We start from the raw sequence: 19,835 nt of genomic DNA, 5'->3' as shown, positions 1-19,835 counted from the left end.
GGGATTAGTCGCAATCTAGTAGTACACGTGCAGAGCGCGTGACGCCCTACCGCCCGCACGGGTAGTCTCCGAGCCCCGGCCAGTTTCTTGAACTCCGGAAGCACGTCGAAGAGATCGGCCACGAGGCCGTAGTCGGCGACCTGGAAGATCGGTGCCTCCTCGCCCTTGTTGATGGCGGCGATGACCTTCGAATCTTTCATTCCGGCCAGGTGCTGGATCGCGCACGATATGCCGCAGGCGATGTAAAGCTGGGGAGCGACGACCTTACCGGTTTGACCGACCTGCCAGTCGTTCACTCCATTTAGTTGTCAGGGTCAACCCGGTGAAGAATGCCAATCTAAAGCCTCGTCCGTAATGGGCCGAGTAGCGATAACCATGATAGCATCGACTTTCCCAATACGGGCGACGAGGTGGGAGGAGCGGGAGGGGCTTTGTCATGGACACTGTGCTGCGTACCCGACGTCCTTGGAATAAGGGAATTTTGGTCGGTCAAAAGCGGCCGCTTCAGCCGAAGAACGTGTGGTCAATCCGCGTTCGGCTTGAAATGAGCGGAGCGCACCGAGAACTGGCGCTCTTCAATCTTGCCATCGACAGTAAGCTCCGCGCCTGTGATCTAGTTAGGTTGCGGGTCGAGGACTTGTGGTCAGGTAGCTCGATCCGGGACCGCGCCACCATCATCCAGAAGAAAACGAAGCGGCCCGTGCAATTTGAGGTCACTGAGCAGACGAAGAACGCGCTTGCCGCCTGGCTTCCGTTCGTTCGAAGAAATGGTGGTAGCTATCTGTTTCCCAGTCGCCGAAAAACATCGCTGCATTTGTCTACACGACAGTACGCTCGGATCGTGCATCGATGGGTGGTTTCCATCGGGTTGGAAGCCAACGCCTACGGCACGCACTCGTTAAGGCGGACGAAGGCGGCGCAGATATACAAGAAGACGGGCAATCTCCGGGCTGTCCAGATTCTGCTTGGTCATTCAAAGCTCGAAAGTACCGTCCGATACCTTGGCGTCGAGGTAGATGACGCGCTCCGGATCGCTGAGCAGATCGAGCTATAAGGGCAAATGACCATCGGCAGCCGCCGGTGGTCTCCCTCGCGTCAACAGCGGTCATGCGATGGAAAGACGCGACTATCGAATTTCCACCGTCTTCGCGCAGATATACGGTAGTAGGGCGAAGCAGAAGACTGGCTGCGCCTCAGGAAGATAGAGGTTGCAGAAGCAGACCGTCTTTCTGATCGACGTAACATTCGATGTTGCTACGGATTTTTTCGAAAACCTCGGGAAGATACTCGAAAAGATCATTCATCTTCAAATCATGCCCTGCAAAGCCATGGTAGCTGCTGAGGTATGAGGCGAGATCCAATCGGTCCTTCGCGGGCATCGTCACCAGCGGATCAGACACCCCGTAATCCCAAAAAATCGTGAGGTGGATGAACTTCGAACTGTATTCGTATGCCAAGGATACCCACGAGTGATTGTCTTTGGCGTAAGTGTGAAATTCGACATCGCGGATGTCCGTACGTTTCCCCTTTTCGGTGCGTCGCTGCCAGCGTGCACCCGATAGGGCATCCCCGCACAGTTTATCACGATCAGTGAGGGGGACAGAGAAAGCCAAGTAATCGACCCGCATGAGGTTATCAATTTCCTGACGGATGATCGCGGCGCAGGCACCGTAGAGGCCCTGGGCATAAAGCATTCCGAACGCTTGATTGTGCTCGCGCGAGCGTTTCTCGACGAGGCGCATGTATGACCTAAGGTTCTCCTGCATCACGCCCCGCCTTTTTCACCTCGATCCAGCGTAGCTAAGCTGGTCCTCTGAGCTTGCGGGTACATCATTGGCTCAGGCTGCGCTAAGGCGCAATGGCAGCTACGTCCGTCAAATAATTATCGCTCCGCAAGCGCTACGGGCAAATGTATTTCCGCGTCCCTCTCATTTCATGGGCCTGTCCGCTGCGCCCGTGGAGCGTGCCACCGCTTCGTTCGCAAGAGGAACGCCATGTCCGCAATGGGCCGAATCCGGACCACCTGAGCAGGTATGGCCGCGTTGGTATTGCGGTCGCGGTGGGGATCGGACAGTCCCCTAGAGTGGGGTCGTGGGGTCTCGTTTTCCCTTCAACTGCAAGGCATCGACAGTTTTGCGGTTGGTTGCTGTCATGGCGCAAATCTGACGCGCGTCGGTGACCTATTGATTGTTGCTGCTTGAATCGAGAGCTAGAGATTTTGGTGCTGAGCGATAGAGAGGCTTGCAATAGCTCATTTATGGCAATAACTATGAGTTATAGAAGGGCTGGCTATAACTCATGAAATGGAACTGGCAAAGCGCTGATTGGCCAAATTTCAGGTACGATGCCGCAAGCCTCATATCGTTGGAGCGGAAATTCCTGCAGTCCGCCGGCGAGGTCATTGGTGCCGTTCGGCATTTCAACGAGGATGACAGCAACCAACTTCGCATTGAGTTGCTGAGCGACGAAGCGGTCAAGACATCAGAGATCGAGGGGGAACTTCTTGACCGCGTAAGTGTCCAGTCATCACTCCGCCGGCAGTTTGGGCTCAACGCCGATGATAGACAGGTACGCCCCCAAGAGCGGGGGATCGCCGAGATGATGGCGGATGTCTATCGAAGCTGGCACAGGCCGCTGGGTCATGAGGGACTGTTCGATTGGCATTCAATGCTGATGGCAGGAAATCGATACATTGAGACGATTGGCGCTTACCGCGAGCATGATGACGCCATGCAGATCGTGTCAGGTCGACTGGATAAGCCCACGATTCATTTTGAGGCTCCCCCATCTCGCCAGGTTCAAGCTGAGATGGAGAACTTCATCGCATGGTTCAATCAATCCGGGCCAAATGGCCAAACGCCGCTTCAAGCTTTGACGCGCGCAGCAGTAGGCCATCTTTACTTTGAAGGCATTCATCCATTTGAGGATGGGAACGGCCGAATTGGGCGCGCGCTCGCCGAGAAATCCCTGGCACAAAACATTGGGCAACCAAGCCTCATTTCACTCGCCTTCACGATCGAGAAGGGCCGGAAGGCCTACTACTCCGAGCTTGAGCGACACCAACGCACGCTTGATATCACCGACTGGATCATTTTCTTTTCAGAAACTATCTTGGATGCTCAACGGGCGACGCTTGAGCGCATAGATTTCTTCATCCAGAAAGCGAAATTCTACGACCAGTTTCGAGACCGACTGAACAAGCGGCAGGAAAAGGTGGTCGCGCGCATCTTCAAGGAAGGCACATCAGGCTTCAAGGGTGGCCTAAGTGCAGAAAACTACATCTCGATCACAGGGACATCTCGCGCCACAGCGACACGCGACCTTCAGCAACTCGTGGAGATCGGTGCATTTACGCGTACGGGTGAACGTCGGCATACCCGCTACTCTCTTTCATTTCAGAAATAGTCTGCTGCCAATCTAATGAACTTCACCAAATCACTATCTACGTGTACGGCGGTTCGATTCCGTCAAGGCGGTTGGACTATGTGAAATCCAAGGTACTAATGAAGCTTCCACCCAGGAATATAGGGCGGGGCGCTTGCTTTGTTTGACGATGTTCGCGATGTCTCGGGGGCCCTTCCTGTCGAAGACTATCGCAAGACGGTTCACAAGTCCTCGTGAGGCGACTGATGTTCCATCCTTAGCTCGGCAAGGCTGTACCTGCCGTTGTCACTCAACACGACCAACGAGCATCTCCTGCTAGCCGGTAGTGGGCGGCCCACTTTTGCGTTCAGGTGCCGGTGGTCATCATTGCGCAACTTCAGCTCCGATTGACAGGATGAACATATCAAGTGCTGCGGACATCGCTTGCGCGGCGGGGCGTTCGATCCGCCATTCCAGGAAATGTCCATCGATCCACATCCGCGCCACGCCATATATGAAGGCCCGCGACGAGAAGATCAGATCTTCTATCTCGATGCCGTGACGAAGCAGCCCGCGCCTTCGGGCGTCGTCGATCAGCTTCTCCATGATCAGGCGAATAGCCTCGTTCTCCGCGACGAGCTTTTCGGACCCGTGAAAATCGATCAGCGTACGCGAGCTTATGACCTGAAAATGTGTCGGGTTGGCCAATGCCCAGTTCAGATATCCTTGCCCGATTGCACGCAACCCAGCGATGGGATCGGCGTCGCCAGTTGTTTTTAACTCCGCAGACACGGCCTCGGTCAGGCGGCTCATTGCCTGTTCGGCAACAGCCGTCAACAAGGCCGTCTTGCTGCTGAAATGCCGGAAAGGCGCACCTGCCGAAACACCGGCACGTTTGGCGACTTCCCGCACGGACAGCGATTCCACGCCTTTGTCCTCGATAAGTGCGATAGCCGCCTCGAGAAGCGCTTCCACGAGGTTGCCATGGTGGTAGCTGGCGCGAGCCGGTGGTGAGTTCGATGTCATCTGGCGACAATAGCGGACGTACTTCACAAATGTAATCACTGATTATAACCGACCTTGTCAAATGCCTCCCGCTAATGTAATCAACGTTTACATCAACGGGAGGCGCAGATGTCTACAACGGAAATTTCGGTCTGGACGGGTTGGAAGCTAACGGCTCTCATTTCCGTGTTATTGGTGATCTTGGCGGCGGTCGCTGTCACGATGAGCCCGTCATCGCTCGAGGCGACGCGGTTGGTGATCCGGCTCACGGCCCGCACGTCGCTGGTGCTCTTCGCGCTGGCCTTCACGGCATCAAGCCTGGATCGCCTGTTTCCGTCTCCCGCGACGAGATGGCTGAGGCAGAACCGCCGCTATCTCGGCGTGTCGTTCGCCGTATCTCATGCGATCCATGCCGTGGCGCTGTTCGTTCTCGCAAGGCTTGATTCCGCGCTCTTCCTACAATTGACGGATATTGGCAGCTATATCGGCGGCGGCATCGCCTATCTCTTCATTATCCTGATGACACTCACGTCATTCGACAGAACGGCCGTCCTGATCGGACCGACAGCCTGGTATTGGCTCCATACCGTGGGCGCCTGGTACATCTGGGTGTCGTTCCTGCTGAACTTCGGCAAACGCGCGGCGATGAACCCGATGTACTGGCCGGCAATGGTCATAGTCGGATTGATGCTGGTTGTGCGGCTCGCCGCTGTCATAGGCGGCCGTCGCCGCATGGCTTGAAGCAGGGCGAGCGGGGGTCAGCATATGAAGCGTCGGGTGTTCGTTTTGGGTACTGTAGGGGCAATGGGTGGCGGAGGTCTCCTGATTTCCCGGGGACTGTCGACTGGCGGTTCGAAGCAAGTTGCTATGCCCGTTTCCGTCGATGAGCAGCGGCAGACCATCCGGGAGCTCCGGCCACCGAAGCGTTCCCGTCCGCTGGTCGCGATCCTTGCGGACAACAGGGGATCGGAGACCACCGATCTCATGGTCCCCTATGCCGTACTCAGCAGAGCCGGCATCGCCGATGTGATCGTCGTCGCGCCAGATAGATCGCCGATCATCATGATGCCGGCGCTATCGATTGAGCCGCAGGCGACGCTGGATGCATTTGACCAGGCGCATCCGGGTGGGGCGGATTATGTTGTGGTGCCTGCCTTTCATCACGACGAGCGAGACGGGCCGATCCTGAAGTGGCTGCAACGGCAGGCGGCCTCTCACGCCACAATTGTCGGCATTTGCGAAGGGGCAAGAGTGCTTGGGCGGGCGGGACTGCTCGACGGTCGCCATGCGACGACGCACTGGTATGCTATTAGAAGTCTGCAACGCGAACATCCGTCGATGCAGTGGGTGCGTGACCGGCGATATGTCGTCGATCGGGGTGTTGTGACGACCACCGGCGTTACGGCGTCGATTCCGCTTTCGCTCGCTTTGGTGGAAGCGATCGCTGGTCCCAAGGCCGCTTCAGCGCTTGGCGATCAGCTTGGGGTCACGTCATATGATGTTTCGCACCAAAGTGAGCGGTTTTCCCTGAACTCTCATTTGTTGTTTCGACTTGCTGCGAATGGCGCGGCGATCTGGAACCACGAAACCGTTGGCATTCCTGTCGCAGATGGCGTCGATGATATCGCTCTGAGCCTGACCGCCGACGCGTGGTCGCGGACATACCGCTCACAGGCAATAACCATTGGTGACCGGAGCACGATCACGACCCGCAGCGGCCTGACGATGCTGGTCGATCGACAGCCCGACAGTCCGGCTCCCGATCTAAGCATAGCCTATGACGAGCAGACACCTCCTGCGCAAAGCCTTCACCGGGCGTTGTCAGAAATTGCTTCTCGCTACGGCGAAAGAACGGCCGCCCTTGTCGCGCTTCAGCTTGAGTTTGCCTGGTCGAACGGGATTTGAACGGTTGCTGACCATTCAGCGCAAAGGCGAACGTTGCGATGGGCAGGTATTCAAACGATATCGTAGAGGGACGCCTCTGATGGAATGTGTTTCTTCAGGAAGTCGACAAAAGCGCGGACTCGCGGGATATTTTGACGGCCAGGCAGCACGGCAATGGCCCTTGAATATCTAATCACTTGAGTTATATTAAAGCTCAAAGGAGCACGGCAGCGATGTCGTGATATTCATATGGAACCTGCAACAGCAAGAGTTACATCGAAGCGCGAAGTCAAGTCTGATCTCGATCAGATGACCCCGGAGGAAAAGCTTCTGCGGGCGATTTTCGGCGAGCCATCGGAATCCGAGCGTGGCGGTAAGCGGAAGAAGACTGTTTCTGTTTCCGACTTCGAGGAAATCTTCCAAGCACCGGCTTGGCAGCGGATTGAGATGATTCGAGAAGGGATTAGCGCACGAGACGTGAAGCATCTGCAGGAGCGCCTTGGCATACCTCAGAGTGTGCTTCTAGAAAGCCTCAGGATGTCAATCGCCACGTTGAATCGAAAGGTGAGTAGGCAGGAAAACCTATCCCCGGAGGATAGTGAGCGTGTGTTGGGCGTTTCCAAGCTCGTGGGTCAAGTTACCGAGATGGTAAAGCAATCTGGCGATACACGAGGATTTGACGCTGCAAGCTGGCTGGCCGGCTGGCTACAGCAATCCGTGCCGGCTCTTGGGGGTGCCCGTCCACTCGATTTCATTGATACGCTCGAAGGGCAGGCAATGGTGTCGCAATTACTCGCCCGGATGCAAAGCGGGGCCTACTCCTGATGCCCGCAGCGTGGCGGATCACGGCGGACACTCCAGATTACGAAGCGGATGACCTCACAGGAACGGGTGCGAAAGTTACCGGAGGGCGATGGAATGCGCCGGGCTTCGCATTGCTTTACTGCGCGGAAAACATCTCCCTCGCGGCGATGGAAACGCTCGTGCATTTTGCTGCATCTAGTTTACCTTTAAACCGCTACCTCGTCAGAATCGACATCCCTCAAGATCTCTGGGACGCAAGCGAGCGGCTGGATGCCAAAACGGCGCCGGTAGGATGGGATGCGCTACCAGCGGGGCGCGCCAGTTTGGCCTATGGCTCGACCTGGCTGGTTGAACGTCGGTCGGCCTGTCTGTTCGTTCCTTCGGTCATTGTACCCGACGAGTCGAATGTGCTCTTCAACCCGCTGCATCCAGACGCTGGTAAAATTTCAGCGACGAAGGTCCGCAGGTGGCTCTACGATTCGCGCCTGAAGTCGAAGGCCTAATCACCCGCAGCCGACCAACATCAGGCTTCGCCGTCGAGCCAGCACCGCACGGCTTCGAGCCGTGCCATTGATGCCGTTGAAGTTACAGGTGGCGAACGTCACCGTAAAGGGTGGCCGCTGAGCACGAGACGAGCGCCCTTGTGGTCGCTCATCGGGCCTTCCGACAGGAGCAGGATGATCGGTCGGCCGTCACCGTCGCAGACTGTGTGGAGCTTGGAGTTCAGCCGCCCTTGGTCCGCCCGATACGGCGGGGAACATCCCCTTTTTTAGCAGGCTCGCCGCAGTGCGATGAGCCTTCAGATGGGTTGCGTCGATCATGATGCGCTCGGGCTTCGGACCCTCGCCGGCAAGCCCGGCGAAGATGCGGTCGAACACGCCCATCAGGCTCCAGCGGATGAAGCGGTTGTAGAGCGTCTTGTGCGGGCCGTAGCCTGCGGGGCGTCCTTCCATTGCAGCCCGTTGCGGATCACGTAGACGATGCCGCTCACCACCCGCCGGTCATCCACCCTCGGTACCCCGTGCGACAGCGGGAAGAACGGCGATATCCGCGCCATCTGGCGCTCGCTCAGCAGAAACAAATCACTCATCACGGCCTCCTTCTCGGAAACCGTGAATCACAACTCAAACGGAATTAATAGGTCCTGAGCCTAGATCAGAATCCGTTTCCATTTCGTCTGGGCTCACTTCGTCGCTCCGGCGGTCGTACAGCTGGGTCGTCCTGGTCGAGCTATGGTTAGCCATGTGAGCCGCCTTCTCTAGCGTTCCGCCATTCTTGAGGTAGGCCGTGATACCGGTGGCGCGGAAGGTGTGGCAGCACACATCGGTATCAATGCCGGCCGCCAGAGCCCGGGCTGGATCATCACATAGGCGCTGGCCTTTGGGGAGGGGGCTATCACTCAGCTACCCGGTCCCCGGCCGATTGTCCGGAACAACGGGCTGCGCGGCTGGTCGCGTAGGCCTCCGGCATTACCAAAGGCGTCCAGGTATTTCTCAAGGCTATAGTGGCATGGCATTTCATGCTACTTGCAAATTAAACATGTGACACTAACGCTTTCACGCCGCCTTCTCCATCGACCACTGCACCCGTTCCGCCAGGAACGCGGCAAACGGCCTGACGTCCATGTCCACACTCGCGGTCACAAGCCTTGCTAGATAAGCGTTGCGATCCTCCACTCTCACGACCGTCCATGGATAGCCGCCCGCCGCCAGCATGGCGTTCATCAGAAAGCGCGCCATGCGTCCGTTCCCGTCAGGATAAGGATGGACGTAGCCCATCAGCCAGTGCCCCAGCACCGCGCGCACGGCGGGTTCGGTTTCCTTTTCCAGCAGATGGAAGAGCGCCTGCATGCCTTCGGGCACGGCCTCCGAACGCGGCGGCACGTGAGACGAGCCGCGTAGATAGACGGGGTGATTGCGATACCCGGCAAGGGCGCTCGGCTTCAAGATGCCCACGACGACGGAGGGGCCGTCAATAATGTCGTTTGATTACACGTTTTTAATGTTGTGCGATTTCACGTAATTAACGCTATCCGTCGGAACAAAAAGGATTTTTTATAGAGCAATAGGACCAGTCGGCTATGATGGGCGTCAAACTTTGAGCCCGGGAGGATCGTCACCCGTCCTACCGCTCCCGCTCAAAATCCTTGTCATCATCCCCGCGCTCATCCCCCGCGCTGACCGCGACGGCTTGTTCCGCCGCCCCCCGGACCCGTTCTTACCACCACCATCCCCACGCCCGCCGCGCGCGCTTTCACCTTTACCGGCACCCTTGCCGGATTTCTCCGCTTCCGCCTTCTCCGCCCGCTTTCTTCACCGCCGCGCCGAACGCCTTGCGCAAGTCACTGCGATCATCGTCAGGCCGCCGATCGACGATGATGACGATGTCCTGATTCCTTCTGCTGATCGTGATGGTGCCGATCATGATGACGACGATCATCATGCCGATCATCATCACGCTACCGGTCACGCGCCCGGAAGCGATCTTCGCCTTGTGCGGCATCGCCGACCGGCCTTTCGGCTTCAGCGCCAGATTGAGCCCCGGCATATGATCATGCCCTTGCCGCTGCGCTATCCGTGCCTGCCGGCGCTTCGCGACTTCATAGCTTTTCAGCTCGCGCGCTTCGATCTGCGCCAGCGCGCGGACTTCCCGCGCAACATCCATCACTTGCAACACGTTGCGATGCTCCAGCGCGCGTTTGGCATCAACCTGCCGTTCCACAAGCGCTGCCTTCTCCGCGAGGAAAGCGGCATGACGCTGCGCGTCCTGATGCTTGTGGATCTTCCTGATGACAAAGCTCATGCCCGTCACCTTACCGAGAAACGCCGCCAGCCCGGTCGGCTAGGCCTTACAGAAGACGCACTCGATCACTTGCACACTCGAATCGAAAACTTCTTTCACTATGGGCGGCGACACAGAAGCCTGAGCTTCTAGCCGCTCTCAGAAAAGCGCCAACTGCCCTCGAGTGGCGCCATCATTTTCTTCCTTGAGTGAGGACAATGTAACGCCGAGAAGACGGATACCCTTCGTTGCGGGGAATATGCCGGCCAGAAGGTCGCGGGCGGCGTCCAGCAGTTCATCGGGGTGACCAATCGGTCTTGACAGTGTCCTGCTGCGGGTGACCTGCTGGAAGTCCGCGAACTTAACCTTCAAGGTCACAGTACGCCCGGTGATCTGCTTGGCCTGGCAGTGCCGCCAGACCTTTTCAGCCAGAAGCGTAAGCTCGGCCTTCGCGGGTTCGAGCTCGAAAATGTCGGTTACGAAGGTATCTTCGGCTCCAACCGATTTGCGCTGCCGGTTCGGCTGAACCGGCCGTTCGTCAATGCCGCGCGAGATCCGGTAGTACCATCCACCTGACTTGCCGAAATGCGCCTGCAGGAACTCAAGCGGCTTTGCCCGCAAATCCGCCCCGGTAACGATCCCCAGCCGCTGCATTTTGGCAGCCGTGGCCGGCCCCACGCCGTGGAATTTCTTGACCGGCAGGTTGGCGACGAACTCCGGGCCAGACTTCGGTGTGATAACGGCCTGACCGTTCGGTTTGTTGAGGTCGCTCGCCATTTTCGCCAGGAACTTGCAGTACGAAAACCCAGCTGACGCATTGAGGCCGGTGACCTGCTTGATACGGGCGCGGATCCTGGTCGCGATGTCGGTGGCCAGGGCAATCTCGTGCTTGTTTTCGGTTACGTCTAGATAGGCCTCGTCGAGCGACAGCGGTTCGATCAGATCGGTGTGCTCCGCAAAAATCTCGCGGATCTGGGCCGAAACTGCACGATAGACGTCAAAGCGCGGCTTGACGAAGATAAGATCCGGACAGCGCCGCTTCGCCGTAACTGAGGGCAATGCGGAACGGACGCCGAAAGCACGGGCCTCGTAACTTGCCGCAGCTACCACACCGCGCGCAGCCGAACCGCCGACGGCCACCGGTTTGCCGCGCAGCTCGGGATTGTCGCGCTGCTCGACGGAGGCGTAGAACGCATCCATGTCGACATGCAGTATCTTGCGAACCTTAACGGGACTAGCGGCAAGCTCACCGGCATCCTCATGGTCTGCCTTGTCGTCATCCAGCATAGTTTTGGCTCAGAGCAGTAGATCGCCGGCCGGCTTTGCCGGTGGCTCGACGACGACCAGCATGTTTCCGGGCAGCGGACGCTGCAGATGCTTGACAGTATCCCAACCCGCGGTCAGCCAGAGGTCGACCTCCTCCGGAGTCGTCAGGATCGCCGGCATGGCCTTTTGATGGATGGGGCTGACGATCTCGTTTGGCGAGGTGATGAGAAACCCGTAAAGTTCGAACTCCCGTTCCCCGTCACGGACCTTTTTGACACCCCGCCACGGCGTCCAGAAACCTGCAAAAAACATCAATGGCCTATCAGAATTGCGAGCAAACCATGCATTGGGCACACGGCCACCTACGACCTTGTTCGCCGGATCGGGTTCGGCAAACGATGTGAAAGGAACCACGCAGCGGCTCGTCGGACCAAGCCAACGTCGCCAATGCGGCGAGTTGACATTGCGGATATTGGTAACACCCGGATCATAGTTCCCCTTGATAAAGGCAGGTGGGGTCGGCATGCCCCAGATGGCGCTGGCGATTTCGCGCTTGCCGTCTGCGCCGACCCGCACGATCGGCGCCAATGTGCCGGGATAGACGTCGAGTGACGGCTCGTTCCAGCCTGCCTTGTCGGAAAATGCCTTGGTGAATGCCATCACCGCGTCACGCGTCGTCGTGATGTTGTAAAGGTTACACATGGGATGTTCTCCTAGCGCCACATGCCGCGCATGCGCGCTCCGACATCGAGGCGCAGCTGGCGCGGTCCAACATGAGGTCCGGCGCCTGCGGCGACCATGGGCCAGGCGCGGCATTCAAACAGTTTGATCAGACTAGCCGGAATGAAACGCGTTCGCGAGGCATAGACGTGCCGATCGCCGGTCGAGGACTGGCCATGGGTGAAGAAACGCTGCGGCACGACGAGGTTCAGGCTATCCCTGGCACGGGTCATGGCGACGTAAAGAAGACGCCTTTCTTCTTCGATCTCGTCGGAGGTCCCGACACCGAGGTCGGAAGGAATACAGCCGTCGACCGTGTTCAGCACAAATACCGAACGCCATTCCTGGCCCTTGGCAGAGTGGATGGTGGACAGGATGAGATAGTCTTCGTCGAGCAGCGGCACGCCAGCCTGGCCCGATGTTGCGTCCGGCGGGTCAAGAGTGAGTTCCGTCAGGAAACGTTCGCGCGTTGGGTAACCTGCTGCGATATCTTCGAGTTGGAGCAGATCGGCGCGTCGCATCTCGAAATCTTCGTGGATGCGTTCCAGGTGAGGGTCGTACCAGACTCGGACCTGTCCTATCTCGGCTGGCCAGCCCGAGGCGCCCGAGCGTAGGGCCGCAAGCAATGCGACAAATTTCGGCCAATCCGCCTGCGCGCGGGCAGGGCAGGGGAAGCGGCTGAGTGTCTCCATCGGATTGGCGCTATCGGCGGCCGCATCGAGGGCAGCCTGGGCCGTTGCCGGCCCGACGCCGGAAAGAAGCTGCATCAGGCGGAAGCCGGCGACACGGTCCCTCATGTTGTTGGCAAATCGCAATGCGGCGAGCATATCTTTTACATGCGCGCTGTCCAAAAACTTGAGCCCGCCGAACTTTACGAAGGGGATATTGCGACGGGTGAGTTCGACCTCCAGCGGTCCGCTATGGTGGCTGGTGCGAAACAGGATGGCCTGATCTTTAAGGCGCATGCCGGTTTCGCGGTTCTCCAGCACTTCGTCCGCCACGAACCTTGCCTGGTCGGCTTCGTCCCGCACGGTGACCAGGCGCGGCCGTTCGTTCGAGGCGCGATCGGTCCAAAGGTTCTTGGTGAAGCGTTCTTTCGCCAGGCCGATCACGGCGTTGGCCGCGGCAAGGATCGGCTGGGTGGAACGATAATTCCGGTCAAGTGTGATGACATCGGCCACCGGCGAGAACTCGTTGGGGAAGTCAAGGATGTTCCGCACCGTGGCAGCGCGAAATGAATAGATCGCCTGGGCATCGTCGCCGACCACAGTTAGCCCGCGTCCTCCCGGTTTAAGGCCGGTGAGGATTGTCGCCTGCAGCCGATTGGTGTCCTGGTATTCGTCGACCAGGACATGATCCCACTTGCCGCCGATTTCGTCGGCAAACGTGGCATCACCCATGGTCTGCGCCCAGTAGAGCAGCAAGTCGTCGTAATCGAGCACGTTCTGGATTTGCTTGGCTTCGACATAGCCTGAGAAGAGCTCACGCAATTCCTTCTCCCATGCCGCACACCATGGATAGTTCGCCCGCAGCACCTCATCGAGCGGTGCTTGAGCGTTGACGGTGCGCGAATAGATCGACAGGCAGGTTCCCTTGGTCGGGAAGCGCTTTTCGGTCTTTGAGAAACCGAGATCGTGCCTGACGAGATTCATAAGGTCTGCCGAATCCTCGCGGTCATGGATGGTGAATTGCGGATCGAGGCCGAGCTCGATGGCATATTCGCGCAGGATCCGCGCGCCGACGCCGTGAAACGTGCCAGACCAGGCAAGTGCGTCTGTGAGGATGCCGGCTTTATCTCCGAGCACCTTGGCACAAATGCGCTCAACGCGCTTGGCCATCTCGGATGCTGCCCGGCGTGAAAAGGTCATCAACAGAATGCGTCGCGGGTCGGCGCCGGCGATGATGAGTTGGGCGACACGGTGCGCCAGCGTGTTGGTCTTGCCAGATCCCGCACCGGCGATAATCAGCAGCGGCCCAGCTATCCCCCCGTCTTGCAAACCGACACCGTGCACCACTGCGGCACGTTGCCCCTCATTTAATTTTTCAAGATGCGCTGCACTCAACGTCTTCCCGCTCCTATCGCCCTCAGAATCAACGACAATCGGTCGATGCTGCGCTCCTGCCTGCCCCAAAGTCCTAGCCTCGATCATTAAAACCGTATCCGAAGTCAGGTTGACTCGTTTCCTCAAACGGAACAAATAATGAACATATCAGCGCCCGACCGCGTTGCAAAGCCCTTCAGGAGAGCTGGATTGTCCATGGCCGATCGCCCGGCAAACGCTGTTATTGCCAAACTGCAGGAGCGCATTGCGCATCTGGAAGGCGGTGCTGGCCGTGCGCGTAATGTGCTTCCCTTTGGACTTGCCGAAATTGACCAGCGGCTGCCCGGAGGCGGGTTGAGCCTCGGTTCTCTGCATGAGATCGCAGGCGGTGGCAACGGCGCGGTCGATGGAGCTGCTGCTGCCCTGTTCGCTGCAGGCATCGCTGCGCGAACAAAAGGTAAAGTGCTCTGGATCGTGACCCGGTCCGATCTTTTCGCGCCGGCACTCGCCCAGGCTGGTCTGGTCCCCGACCGGGTGATCCATGTCGAGGCAGGCGACGAGAAGGCGCTTCTTGCCTGTTTCGAGGAGGGGCTTCGTCATGGAGGGCTCGGCGCTGTCGTCGCCGAGACAGCGCATCTGTCGATGACCGCCTCGCGCCGCCTTCAGCTTGCTTCGGAAGGCTCGGCCACGATAGGGCTCGCGGTCCGACGCTGGCGTCGGCAGGGCGAGGCTGGAGATTTCGGGCAGCCAACGGCAAGCGACACGCGGTGGAGGGTGTCTGTCCTGCCGTCAGCCGCGCTGCCGGTACCCGGGCTTGGCCGCGCACGCTGGCTGGTCGAACTCATCCGATGCCGTGCCGGTGAAAGCGCGGATTATGAGGTGGAGGCTTGCGATGGCAAGGGTCGTATCGCTCTTCCTTCCAAGGTGGCCAACAGACCGCCTCAGAAGGAAGTCGGGCGCCGCATCGCCTCCGCCTGAGGCGCCGCTCGTCCTTGTCGGCCGCACCGGCAACCGCAGAGTGATCGTCGCCCTTGATGCGAATGCGCAAGCCTTGGGTGTTGGCGTTGGCATGGCTGTCACCAAGGCGCAAGCCATGGTGCCGGGCCTGATCGTGCTGGACGCCGATTTAGTTGCCGATCAGCAAGGATTGGAGAAGCTTGCGCTGTGGGCGTTGCAACGCATTTCGCCGGTCGTCGCACCCGACCCCCCGGATGGGCTGGTGATCGATACAACCGGCACCGATCACCTGCATGGCGGTGAGGAGGTGATGTTGACGTCGATCGTCCAGCGCTTCGCCGCCTCCGGTGTCGAGGCGCGGGCGGCGGTTGCCGATAGCTGGGGGGCAGCGCATGCTGCGGCACGCTTCCTGCGCCGACGGACAGCCGTGATTCCGCCAGGTGAAAGCCGAGCAGTGTTGCGGCTGCTGCCCTTGGCAGCCTTGCGGCTTGATAACGATACAGTAGCCGGTCTGAGCACCCTTGGGTTTGAGACCATCGGCAATTTGCTGGATCAACCGCGCGCACCACTGACCCTTCGCTTTGGGCCGGCGATTGGCCGACGGCTTGACCAAGCGCTGGGGACCCTGAGTGAACCGGTCGATCCCATTCGTTCGCCTGAATTGGTTGAGGTGCGGCGTGTCTTCGGTGAACCGATTGGCGCGGCCGAAACCATTGCGCGTTACACCAGCAAACTGGTCGAAGCACTCTGTCTTGAGCTTGAACGGCGCGGCCTCGGCGCGCGGCGGCTCGATTTGCTGTTTCATCGGGTGGACAACACCATGCAGTTCATCCGTGTCGGCATGGCGCAGCCGGTCCGCGATCCAAAGCGTCTCGCACGCCTGTTGCGCAATGGGCAAGAAACAATCGATCCCGGGTTCGGCATCGAGGTCATGGTTCTGGTTGCGATCGAAACCGAACTGCTTCGAGACAGGCAGACCGTCTCCTCGTTGATCGAAGCGCCAGAACCGGACGTATCTGACCTCGTCGACGTTCTGGCCAACCGGGTGGGTGACAACCGGCTTTACCGCTTCACACCCGTTCAGAGTGACGTGCCTGAGCGCTCGGTGGCGCGTGTGCCGGCTTTGTCGCCGGACACCGGCGCCACATGGGAGGGCGACTGGCCGCGTCCACCGCGCCTGCTACCCCGACCCGAGCCGGTGGAGACCATGGCATTGCTGCCCGATCATCCGCCGGTCTGGTTCAGCTGGCGTGGCGTGCGCCGACGCATTCGCCGCGCCGACGGACCCGAGCGCATCCGAGGCGAATGGTGGAAGCGCGACGCCGAAATGGGCACTGTTCGCGACTACTTCCGGGTCGAGGACGAGGCCGGAGAGCGCTACTGGCTGTTTCGCTCCGGCGATGGCGAGCACGCGGAGAGCGGTTCGCAACGCTGGTTTCTTCACGGCATATTCGCATGAGCGACATGGCCTATGCCGAATTGCAGGTGACGAGCCACTTCTCGTTCCTGCGCGGCGCAAGCAGCTGCGAGGAACTGTTTGCGCAGGCAGCAAATATGGGCCTTTCGGCGCTCGGCGTTGTCGATCGCAATTCGCTTGCCGGCATCGTGCGAGCTCATGAAGCGGCACGAACCACGGGCGTTCGCCTGATTGTCGGCTGTCGCCTTGACCTTGTCGATGGCCTCTCAATCCTTGTTTATCCGACCGATCGCCCTGCATATGCGCGGCTCTGCCGGTTGTTGTCGCTTGGCAAGAAGCGGGCAGGTAAAGCCAAATGCCATCTGAAATGGGCCGATCTCGCAGCCTATGGCGAGGGGCTGATTGCAGTACTCCTGCCCGATGCTGCAGACGAGATCTGCGCGCTGCGTCTAAGGCGTCTGCGAGAGAGCTTTGGTGACCGCGCCTATATGGCGTTGACCCTGCGCCGCAGACCCAATGATCAGCTCCGTCTGTGGGAGCTATCGAACATGGCCGCGACGGCTGGAATCTCGACCGTCGTCACCAACGATGTTTTGTTTCATGAGCCCGGCCGGCAGATGATGCAGGATGTCGTGACCGCCATCCGGCACAATGTCAGCATCGACGAGCTTGGCCATCGCCGCGGACGCTTTGCCGACCGCTACCTCAAGCCCCCGGAGGAAATGCACCGGCTGTTCGCCCGCTATCCCGAGGCACTCGCCCGAACCGTCGAGATATTGGATCGCTGCAGGTTCTCATTGGATGAACTGGCCTACCAATACCCTGAAGAAAAGCTCTATCCCGACCTGACGCCGCAACAGGCGCTCGAAAAGCTGACCTGGGAGGGCGCGGCGGAACGCTATCCCGAAGGTCTGCCAGACAAGGTGCGCGGCAATCTCAATCATGAGCTGCGCCTGATCGAAAAGCTGGACTATGCGCCTTACTTCCTGACCGTGAATGCCATCGTCCGCTTCGCCCGCTCCAGAGGCATTTTATGTCAGGGCCGAGGCTCGGCTGCGAACTCAGCCGTCTGTTTCGTACTGGGGGTCACTTCGGTCGATCCCGACCGCAACGACCTGCTCTTCGAACGCTTTGTCTCCGAAGAACGACGTGAGCCACCCGACATCGATGTCGACTTCGAGCACGAGCGGCGCGAAGAGGTCATCCAGTGGGTCTACCAGTCCTATGGCCGAGACCGGGCGGCGCTTTGCTCTACCGTTATCCGTTACAAGGCAAAAGGTGCATTGCGCGATGTCGGCAAGGCGCTTGGTCTACCCGAGGACCTCACCAAGACTTTATCGTCACAGGTCTGGGGATGGTCAGAAGGGGTCGAACAAAAGCACGCGGAAACCCTCAATCTCAACATGGCGGATCGTCGACTGCGGCTTGCTCTTGAGCTTGCCAATCAGCTCGTCGGCACGCCGCGCCATCTTTCCCAGCATCCCGGCGGGTTCGTGCTGACACGCGACCGGCTCGACGAACTGGTTCCGATCGAACCTGCGGCCATGGCAGATCGGCAGGTGATCGAATGGGATAAGGACGACATCGATACGCTGAAGTTCATGAAGGTCGATGTGCTGGCGCTCGGCATGCTGTCCTGCATGCGGCGCGCCTTCGATCTGCTCGCCGAGCACAAGGATATCCAGCTCGATCTCGCCACCATCCCGGCCGAGGACCCACGCACCTATGCGATGATCCGCAAGGCCGATACGCTGGGAACCTTCCAGATCGAATCCCGCGCGCAGATGGCGATGTTGCCTCGCATCAAGCCGCGCACTTTCTATGACCTGGTGATCGAGGTGGCGATTGTCCGTCCTGGGCCGATCCAGGGCGACATGGTCCACCCCTATTTGCGCCGGCGCGAGGGCAAGGAGGAGGTGACTTTCCCCAAGCCGGAGCTCGAAGCGGTGCTGGGCAAGACGCTCGGCGTTCCGCTGTTCCAGGAGCAGGCCATGCGCGTGGCCATCGAATGCGCCGGCTTCACCGCCGGCGAAGCCGATCAACTTCGCCGAGCCATGGCAACATTCAAGTTTACAGGGGGCGTTTCGAAGTTCGGCGAAAAGCTCGTCCAGGGCATGGTCGGCAATGGCTACGAGCGCGACTTTGCCGAGCGGACGTTCAAACAGCTGGAAGGATTTGGCAGCTATGGTTTTCCCGAAAGCCATGCCGCGAGTTTTGCGCTCATTGCCTATGCCTCCGCCTGGATGAAATGCTGGCATCCCGATGTTTTTTGCTGCGCTCTGCTCAACGCCCAGCCGATGGGTTTTTATGCGCCCGCCCAGATCGTGCGGGATGCGCGAGATCATGGGGTCGAAATCCGGCCGGTCTGCATCAATGCATCCCGCTGGGACTGCACGCTCGAGCCGATCGATGACGACGGTCGCCTGTCGGTCCGTCTCGGCTTTCGCCTGGTTAAGGGACTGGGCAATGCCGAGGCTGCGCGTCTGGTCTCCTGTCGCGAAGACCGCCCATTCGTTTCCGTCGACGACCTTTGGCGCCGGGTCGGCATTCCGGTTGCCGCGCTTGTCGAGCTCGCCAAAGCAGATGCGTTCCGACCCTCGCTTGGGCTGGCACGGCGAGAGGCACTCTGGGCCATCAAGTCCCTGCGTGACGAGCCGCTTCCGCTTTTTGCCGCAGCCGCCAGGCGCGAGGCTGAGGTGCTGGCGGAGCAGGACGAGCCGATCGTATCGCTGCGTCCCATGAAAGCGGGGCAGGAGGTCGTTGAGGATTACGGGCATGTCGGCCTGACCCTGCGTCAACACCCCATCTCATTCATGCGCGCCCAGCTGGCAAGGCGGCGCATCATCACTTGTGCGGAAGCCGTCGCCTGCCGCGATCGACGCTGGGTCCACATTGCCGGCTTGGTGCTCGTGCGGCAGCGGCCGGGATCAGCCAAGGGTGTGATGTTTATTACCGTGGAAGACGAGACGACGGTCGCCAACCTCGTTGTCTGGACCAAGGTCTTCGATAAATACCGACGGATCGTACTCGGCTCTGGTATGATCGGCGTGAAGGGCAGGGTGCAGCGCGAGGGCGATGTTGTGCATATCGTTGCCCATGAGCTTATCGACATGTCAGCTGAGCTGGCCAGCGTCGGTTCGCGAGGATCGACCTTCCCCCTTCCGCATGGACGTGGCGATGAGTTCCATCACAGTTCCCCGACGCCAGATCCGCGCGGAATTGCAAAGCCGCGCAACTTGGTCGATCCTTACGGCCATATCGACGAGATCAAGGTCAAGACGCGGGATTTCCGATGATGCGAGCCAACGCCTCGCAGCCCGATCCGTCTTTAGGGGCTCTACAAAATCTGCCGTTAGAAAGAGCGGCGCCGGTCGTTGAAGGTGCTGTCCAAATCGTCGTTGAAATGTCTTCGGTCAATTCGACTTTGGATGGATTCGCAAAAGATCGACGACCTGATCGCTAAAGCGTGTCGGGTTTGACGTGATTCAGGATTCCCATTTTGGTTGGGGGATGATTCATTGAGGTTCGAAGGAGAACCGCGATGGGCAAGCCGCTACCGATGGCGTTGCGTGAACGTGTTGCTGCGTTTGTCGATG

General features: G+C 59.2%; 16 protein-coding genes and 3 pseudogenes. 9 read left to right on the top strand and 10 right to left on the bottom strand.

Features of this window, described 5'->3' with window-relative positions; all coding sequences use genetic code 11:
* Window positions 1-83: 83 nt before the first annotated feature.
* Window positions 84-293 (bottom strand): annotated as a pseudogene (locus tag ICI42_RS22855) (electron transfer flavoprotein subunit alpha/FixB family protein); the annotation flags it as partial.
* A gap of 143 nt (window positions 294-436) precedes the next feature.
* On the opposite strand from ICI42_RS22855, the gene ICI42_RS22850 reads away from it, so the two are divergent.
* Window positions 437-1,054 carry a tyrosine-type recombinase/integrase gene (locus ICI42_RS22850; RefSeq protein WP_188166918.1) on the top strand — a complete coding sequence of 206 codons (618 nt, stop codon included), beginning with the start codon at window positions 437-439 and terminating at the stop codon, window positions 1,052-1,054.
* A 139-nt stretch (window positions 1,055-1,193) separates the two neighbouring features.
* Here ICI42_RS22850 and ICI42_RS22845 read toward each other — a convergent pair whose 3' ends face one another.
* Window positions 1,194-1,766, bottom strand: a complete 573-nt coding sequence (locus ICI42_RS22845) for a hypothetical protein (protein WP_188166917.1) — start codon at window positions 1,764-1,766, stop codon at window positions 1,194-1,196.
* 532 nt (window positions 1,767-2,298) lie between these two features.
* Here ICI42_RS22845 and ICI42_RS22840 point away from each other — a divergent pair.
* Entirely contained in the window at window positions 2,299-3,405 is a 1,107-nt protein-coding gene (locus tag ICI42_RS22840; protein ID WP_188166916.1) for a Fic family protein, read from the top strand.
* 342 nt (window positions 3,406-3,747) lie between these two features.
* Here the strand turns inward: ICI42_RS22840 and ICI42_RS22835 are convergent, their stop codons facing one another.
* Window positions 3,748-4,200: a TetR-like C-terminal domain-containing protein gene (locus ICI42_RS22835; RefSeq protein WP_230980527.1), complete on the bottom strand. Its 453-nt coding sequence runs from the start codon at window positions 4,198-4,200 to the stop codon at window positions 3,748-3,750.
* A pseudogene (locus ICI42_RS23865) lies at window positions 4,201-4,389 on the bottom strand (helix-turn-helix domain-containing protein); the annotation flags it as partial.
* 108 nt (window positions 4,390-4,497) lie between these two features.
* Here ICI42_RS23865 and ICI42_RS22830 point away from each other — a divergent pair.
* From ICI42_RS22830 to ICI42_RS22815, 4 genes are all read left to right on the top strand, one after another.
* The gene (locus ICI42_RS22830; RefSeq protein WP_188166915.1) at window positions 4,498-5,109 is read left to right on the top strand and encodes a ferric reductase-like transmembrane domain-containing protein; all 612 of its coding nucleotides are present in this window, start codon (window positions 4,498-4,500) and stop codon (window positions 5,107-5,109) included.
* 126 nt (window positions 5,110-5,235) lie between these two features.
* Complete coding sequence (locus tag ICI42_RS22825; protein WP_188166914.1) at window positions 5,236-6,273, top strand: DJ-1/PfpI family protein; 1,038 nt, start codon at window positions 5,236-5,238, stop codon at window positions 6,271-6,273.
* A gap of 228 nt (window positions 6,274-6,501) precedes the next feature.
* Window positions 6,502-7,077 carry an antitoxin Xre-like helix-turn-helix domain-containing protein gene (locus ICI42_RS22820; RefSeq protein ID WP_188166913.1) on the top strand — a complete coding sequence of 192 codons (576 nt, stop codon included), beginning with the start codon at window positions 6,502-6,504 and terminating at the stop codon, window positions 7,075-7,077.
* Window positions 7,077-7,559 carry an RES family NAD+ phosphorylase gene (locus ICI42_RS22815; protein ID WP_188166912.1) on the top strand — a complete coding sequence of 161 codons (483 nt, stop codon included), beginning with the start codon at window positions 7,077-7,079 and terminating at the stop codon, window positions 7,557-7,559. The genes ICI42_RS22820 and ICI42_RS22815 overlap by 1 nt, the downstream gene beginning before the upstream one ends.
* A gap of 107 nt (window positions 7,560-7,666) precedes the next feature.
* Here the strand turns inward: ICI42_RS22815 and ICI42_RS23860 are convergent.
* From ICI42_RS23860 to ICI42_RS22785, 6 genes and pseudogenes are all read right to left on the bottom strand, one after another.
* Window positions 7,667-8,146 (bottom strand): annotated as a pseudogene (locus tag ICI42_RS23860) (IS5 family transposase); the annotation flags it as partial.
* Window positions 8,147-8,612: 466 nt separating this feature from the next.
* Window positions 8,613-9,002 (bottom strand): Fic family protein, encoded by a 390-nt coding sequence (locus tag ICI42_RS22805; RefSeq protein WP_230980525.1) that lies wholly within the window; start codon window positions 9,000-9,002, stop codon window positions 8,613-8,615.
* A gap of 313 nt (window positions 9,003-9,315) precedes the next feature.
* Window positions 9,316-9,858, bottom strand: a complete 543-nt coding sequence (locus ICI42_RS22800) for a hypothetical protein (protein ID WP_188166911.1) — start codon at window positions 9,856-9,858, stop codon at window positions 9,316-9,318.
* Window positions 9,859-9,996: 138 nt separating this feature from the next.
* Window positions 9,997-11,124, bottom strand: a complete 1,128-nt coding sequence (gene dinB / locus ICI42_RS22795; protein ID WP_188166910.1) for a DNA polymerase IV — start codon at window positions 11,122-11,124, stop codon at window positions 9,997-9,999.
* A gap of 9 nt (window positions 11,125-11,133) precedes the next feature.
* Entirely contained in the window at window positions 11,134-11,805 is a 672-nt protein-coding gene (locus tag ICI42_RS22790) for an SOS response-associated peptidase (RefSeq protein WP_188166909.1), read from the bottom strand.
* Window positions 11,806-11,816: 11 nt separating this feature from the next.
* The gene (locus ICI42_RS22785) at window positions 11,817-13,886 is read right to left on the bottom strand and encodes an ATP-dependent helicase (protein ID WP_230980524.1); all 2,070 of its coding nucleotides are present in this window, start codon (window positions 13,884-13,886) and stop codon (window positions 11,817-11,819) included.
* A gap of 195 nt (window positions 13,887-14,081) precedes the next feature.
* Here ICI42_RS22785 and ICI42_RS22780 point away from each other — a divergent pair, with 195 nt between their 5' ends.
* Genes ICI42_RS22780 through ICI42_RS22770 form a run of 3 tightly spaced genes read left to right on the top strand, consistent with a single transcriptional unit; the run spans window position 14,082 to window position 19,535 of the window.
* The gene (locus ICI42_RS22780) at window positions 14,082-14,843 is read left to right on the top strand and encodes an ImuA family protein (RefSeq protein WP_188166907.1); all 762 of its coding nucleotides are present in this window, start codon (window positions 14,082-14,084) and stop codon (window positions 14,841-14,843) included.
* Complete coding sequence (locus tag ICI42_RS22775) at window positions 14,758-16,281, top strand: Y-family DNA polymerase (RefSeq protein ID WP_188166933.1); 1,524 nt, start codon at window positions 14,758-14,760, stop codon at window positions 16,279-16,281. The genes ICI42_RS22780 and ICI42_RS22775 overlap by 86 nt, the downstream gene beginning before the upstream one ends.
* On the top strand, window positions 16,278-19,535 hold the full coding sequence (locus ICI42_RS22770; RefSeq protein ID WP_188166906.1) for an error-prone DNA polymerase: 3,258 nt from the start codon (window positions 16,278-16,280) through the stop codon (window positions 19,533-19,535). The genes ICI42_RS22775 and ICI42_RS22770 overlap by 4 nt, the downstream gene beginning before the upstream one ends.
* The last annotated feature ends 300 nt before the right edge of the window (window positions 19,536-19,835 follow it).

It is taken from the genome of Oryzicola mucosus, assembly GCF_014534685.1.
Classification (GTDB): domain Bacteria; phylum Pseudomonadota; class Alphaproteobacteria; order Rhizobiales; family Rhizobiaceae; genus Oryzicola; species Oryzicola mucosus.
The sequence above is the reverse complement of the archived record's forward strand: the minus strand, read 5'-3'. Positions and strand labels throughout refer to the sequence as shown.

What these genes read in the sequence shown, in the direction of transcription:
- ICI42_RS22850 (WP_188166918.1), top strand. Translation starts at nt 437, where the DNA reads ATGGACACTGTGCTGCGTACCCGACGTCCTTGGAATAAGGGAATTTTG.
- ICI42_RS22845 (WP_188166917.1), bottom strand. Translation starts at nt 1,766, where the DNA reads ATGCAGGAGAACCTTAGGTCATACATGCGCCTCGTCGAGAAACGCTCG.
- ICI42_RS22840 (WP_188166916.1), top strand. Translation starts at nt 2,299, where the DNA reads ATGAAATGGAACTGGCAAAGCGCTGATTGGCCAAATTTCAGGTACGAT.
- ICI42_RS22830 (WP_188166915.1), top strand. Translation starts at nt 4,498, where the DNA reads ATGTCTACAACGGAAATTTCGGTCTGGACGGGTTGGAAGCTAACGGCT.
- ICI42_RS22825 (WP_188166914.1), top strand. Translation starts at nt 5,236, where the DNA reads ATGCCCGTTTCCGTCGATGAGCAGCGGCAGACCATCCGGGAGCTCCGG.
- ICI42_RS22820 (WP_188166913.1), top strand. Translation starts at nt 6,502, where the DNA reads ATGGAACCTGCAACAGCAAGAGTTACATCGAAGCGCGAAGTCAAGTCT.
- ICI42_RS22815 (WP_188166912.1), top strand. Translation starts at nt 7,077, where the DNA reads ATGCCCGCAGCGTGGCGGATCACGGCGGACACTCCAGATTACGAAGCG.
- ICI42_RS22800 (WP_188166911.1), bottom strand. Translation starts at nt 9,858, where the DNA reads ATGAGCTTTGTCATCAGGAAGATCCACAAGCATCAGGACGCGCAGCGT.
- dinB (WP_188166910.1), bottom strand. Translation starts at nt 11,124, where the DNA reads ATGCTGGATGACGACAAGGCAGACCATGAGGATGCCGGTGAGCTTGCC.
- ICI42_RS22790 (WP_188166909.1), bottom strand. Translation starts at nt 11,805, where the DNA reads ATGTGTAACCTTTACAACATCACGACGACGCGTGACGCGGTGATGGCA.
- ICI42_RS22780 (WP_188166907.1), top strand. Translation starts at nt 14,082, where the DNA reads ATGGCCGATCGCCCGGCAAACGCTGTTATTGCCAAACTGCAGGAGCGC.
- ICI42_RS22775 (WP_188166933.1), top strand. Translation starts at nt 14,758, where the DNA reads ATGGCAAGGGTCGTATCGCTCTTCCTTCCAAGGTGGCCAACAGACCGC.
- ICI42_RS22770 (WP_188166906.1), top strand. Translation starts at nt 16,278, where the DNA reads ATGAGCGACATGGCCTATGCCGAATTGCAGGTGACGAGCCACTTCTCG.